Origin of the sequence: Inquilinus limosus MP06 (genome assembly GCF_000767795.1) — a bacterium.
Classification (GTDB): domain Bacteria; phylum Pseudomonadota; class Alphaproteobacteria; order DSM-16000; family Inquilinaceae; genus Inquilinus; species Inquilinus limosus_E.
This window is the reverse complement of sequence record NZ_JANX01000614.1, coordinates 1-3584: the sequence shown is the minus strand read 5'-3', so window position 1 is coordinate 3584 and position 3584 is coordinate 1. Positions and strand designations below refer to the sequence as shown.

The following is a 3584-nucleotide window of genomic DNA, read 5'->3' as shown; positions in this document are numbered from 1 at the left end:
ACCCGGGCGATCGCCTCGGCCGCCAGCCGCGCCGCCTCGGCCCGCGGCAGCCGGCCGAGGCCGAAGCGGACATTGGCTTCCACGGTCAGCCAGGGCATCAGCCGCGGCTCCTGGAACACCACGCCGACATCCTCGCCCGGCCCGTCCACCGGATGGCCGGCGACCGACAGCATGCCGGCCGAGGCCCGCTCCAGCCCGGCGATCAGGCGCAACAGCGTGCTCTTGCCGCAGCCGCTGGCGCCGACCACGGCGACGATGGCGCCGGGCTCGACCGCCAGGTCGATGCCGGCCAGGGCGTCCAGCCCGTTCGGATAGCGCTTGGCGACCCCCTGCAGCGACAGCATGGTCATGCCCCTTCCGGACGGAAGCCGTCCTGCCAGCGCACCAGCCGGGCGCCGAGCGCGGCCAGGGCGAGGTCGCTGAGCTTCCCGAGCACGGCGAACAGCAGGATCGCGGCCAGGATGGTGGCCGGACGGCCGGTCATCTGGCCGTCGACCAGCAGATAGCCCAGGCCCTTGCTGGCGCCCATGAACTCCGCCGCCACTACGAACATCCAGCCGAGGCCGAGGCCGCCGCGCAGTCCGGTGATGTAGGTCGGCAGCGCGGCCGGCAGCAGGATGCGGCGCACCAGATCCCAGGTGCCGAAGCGGTAGATCCGCCCGACCTCGACCAGCTTGCGGTCGACCGAGGCGATGGCGCCGGCCAGGGTCAGGTAGACCGGGAAGAACACGCCGACCGCGATCAGCAGCACCTTCGGCGTCTCGAAGATGCCGAACCACAGGATGAACAGCGGCACCCAGGCGATCGACGGGATGCTGCGCAGTGCCTGGATGGTCGGGTCCAGCAGCCGGCGCGCCAGCGGCCAGACGCCGGTGGCGGCGCCCAGCGCCGTGCCGGCGACGGCGCCGAGCAGGAAGCCCCACCACATCCGCCACAGAGTCGCCAGCACGTGGTCCAGCAGCACGCCGCGGCTCGCCAGGTCGCCCAGCGTCTTCAGGATCTGCGACGGCGGCGGCAGCAGGCGGGTTGGTAAACCACGCCGAGCGCGGCCAGCGCCTACCCAGCCCAGGGCCAGACCGACCGGCAGGACCAGCCCGATCACGACGGCGCCGACCGCACCGGCAGCGCGCGGCGCGCGGATGCCCGTATCGGCTGCGGCGGGGTCGAGGCTGGCCATCGCTATTGCGCCAGCGCGGTCTTGAAGCGGGCATCGAGCAGCGCGTCGACCGCGGCCGCGACATCGACCCCGGCCTCGATCACCCCGGCCTTCTGCAGCGCCACCCCGGCGGCCAGGATGGTGTCGCGCTTCGGCGCGTCGATCGCCGGGCCGGACAGATCTGTGCGCTCCAGCTGCTTCGCCGCCGCCGCGTCGGTCAGGCCGGCGGCCTGCACCAGGGCGGCGCGCAGCTCGTCCGGATGGGTCAGGGCATAGGTCCGCGCCCGCTCATAGGCGCGGATCACGGTCTCGACGACCTCCGGATGGTCGGCGGCGAACTGCTCGTTCACGTTCAGCACGCCATAGGTGTTCAGGTCGGGCTTGCGGTAGAACAGCCGTGCCCCCTGCTCCAGCTCCGCCTGCGCCATCATCGGGTCCAGCCCGGCCCAGGCGTCGACCTGCTTGCCGATCAGCGCATTGCGGCCATCGGCATGCTGCAGCAGCACCACCTCGATGTCCTGCTCGGTCAGGCCGTGATCGGCCAGGGCGCGCAGCAGGAAGATGTAGGGGTCGGTGCCGCGGGTGACGGCGACGCGCTTGCCCTTCAGGTCCTCGACCGACCGGACCGGGCTATCGCCATTGGTCACCAACGCGGTCCATTCCGGCTTCGAATAGGAATAGACAGCCTTGATCGGGCTGCCGTTGATCCGCGCCAGCAGCGCGGCGGCGCCGGCGGTGGAGCCGAACTGGACGCTGCCGGAGTTCAGGAACTCGATCGCCTTGTTGCTGCCGGCGCTCTGCACCCAGGTCACCGACACGCCCTGCGGCTTCAGTGCCTCCTCCAGCCAACCCTTGTCCTTCAGCACCAGGCTGACCGGGTTGTAATAGGCCCAGTCGAGGGTGATGGCGGAGACCGGATCCGCGGCCCGGCCGAGCGCCGGCGCCAGGGCGGCAACGACGAACGAGCCGGCGAGCAGCAGGCGACGGGACAGGGTGATCATGGTCGGTCCTCTCGGCCGGGCAGGATCCACGATCCCGACCCGTTGTTTGGCGAATGAAATACCATATTTTGGAAATTGTTTATGTCAAATGCATTAATTCACTTAGAAAATATGTCCATAATAGACCACTCGACAGCCGGGATTCTCTTCGGCATAATGAAACAAATTAGGAACAAATTGACCGGAATGCCATGGACGACCATGTCGTCGCCGCCCTGTGGCGTGCCTTCGATGCGCGCGACTGGGCCCGCGCCTTGGGATTATTGTCCGATGACTTCGTGGCGGATTGGCCGCAGACTTGCGAGCGGATCCGCGGCGCCGACGCGTTCATTGCGCTGAACGCCAATTCCCCCGCCCGCTGGCGCTGCCACCTGCAGGAGCTGATCCAGGCGGGCGAGCGCGCGGTGTCCCGCGTGCTGCTGACCGACGGCAACGACATCGTGCACGCGGTCTCGCTGTACCGCCTGCGCGACGGCCAGATCACTGAGGCGGTGGAGGTCTTCGCCGAGTCCGGCGAGCCGCCCCACGACCGCAGCCGCTGGGCCGAGCGCTATGAGCTGAAGGTGCCGGCCGGGTGAGCCCTGCCGCTAGAGGCGCCTTTCCCTTTCTCTCATGGCGAGCCCGCGAGGGCGTGGCCATCCAAGGGCAGCTTGCACCGGCTTCTGGATAGCCACGTCGCTCGCTCTTCGCCATGACGGTTCGGGGCGGCTTTCGCACGTACAGAGGCGGGACAGATCCGCACTCAACAGCTCACCGTCAGCTCGACATACTCCGCCCGCATCGGGTTGTCGCCCGGGGTCACCTTGGTGATCCGGCAGGCCGAAACCTGCTCGATCGCCTTGCGCTCGGCGGCGCGGACCTTGGCCTTGGACGGGCCGATCAGGCTCGGGCCGACCAGCCAGGCGCCCCAGGTCGTCCGCGTGAGCCGGGTGACGCCGATGTCGAGGCCGTTGACCGGCACCGTCCGCGACAACACGGCGGGCGGCTCGCCCGGTTTCTGGGCGCAGCCCAAAAGCACCAGCGCCATCAGCGCCGGAAGACCGTATCTCACCTGAACCCCCAAAGGCCTTTTTTCCTTTGGAGCAGACGATATCAGGTTGTCGCCGAAGGATTCCAGCCGGCTCGTGCAAGAATTCGCTCGGCCAACAAATGATACAAGCCGTGCCGCAGCACCAGGCGGGAACCGAGCCAGGCGAGGCCGACCGAGGGGATCAGGATGGCGAGGCCGCGGGATTCGCCGGTCATCTCCGCCAGCAGCACCAGCGCGGTGACCGGCGAATGGGTTACCCCGGTCAGGTAGGCCGCCATGCCGACCAGCATCAGCGACGGCACCAGGTCCGGGCCGACCAGCGGCGCGAAGATGGCGCCGAAGCCGGCGCCGACCGAGAGCGAGGGCGCGAACAGCCCGCCCGGGATGCCGGCCGAGG

At 69.2% G+C, this 3584-nt stretch carries 6 protein-coding genes; 1 reads left to right on the top strand and 5 read right to left on the bottom strand.

What is annotated here, in order from left to right:
- From P409_RS29500 to P409_RS29490, 3 genes are all read right to left on the bottom strand, one after another.
- The coding region (locus P409_RS29500; RefSeq protein WP_238578800.1) for an ATP-binding cassette domain-containing protein at positions 1-350 on the bottom strand (350 nt) is incomplete at its 3' end.
- Positions 347-1177, bottom strand: a complete 831-nt coding sequence (locus P409_RS29495; protein ID WP_034846818.1) for an ABC transporter permease — start codon at positions 1175-1177, stop codon at positions 347-349. The genes P409_RS29500 and P409_RS29495, both read right to left, overlap by 4 nt.
- A 2-nt stretch (positions 1178-1179) precedes the next feature.
- Entirely contained in the window at positions 1180-2157 is a 978-nt protein-coding gene (locus P409_RS29490) for an aliphatic sulfonate ABC transporter substrate-binding protein (RefSeq protein ID WP_034846817.1), read from the bottom strand.
- A gap of 191 nt (positions 2158-2348) precedes the next feature.
- Between P409_RS29490 and P409_RS29485 the strand changes: the two genes are divergently transcribed.
- The gene (locus P409_RS29485; protein WP_052121550.1) at positions 2349-2735 is read left to right on the top strand and encodes a nuclear transport factor 2 family protein; all 387 of its coding nucleotides are present in this window, start codon (positions 2349-2351) and stop codon (positions 2733-2735) included.
- A 164-nt stretch (positions 2736-2899) separates the two neighbouring features.
- On the opposite strand, the gene P409_RS29480 is transcribed toward P409_RS29485, so the two are convergent.
- Together P409_RS29480 and P409_RS29475 are read right to left on the bottom strand one after the other, a co-directional pair.
- A complete protein-coding gene (locus P409_RS29480) occupies positions 2900-3208 on the bottom strand; it encodes a hypothetical protein (RefSeq protein WP_152613612.1) in 309 nt (102 codons plus the stop codon).
- Positions 3209-3249: 41 nt separating this feature from the next.
- A partial coding sequence (locus P409_RS29475) for a chloride channel protein (RefSeq protein ID WP_034846815.1) occupies positions 3250-3584 on the bottom strand: 335 nt, incomplete at its 5' end.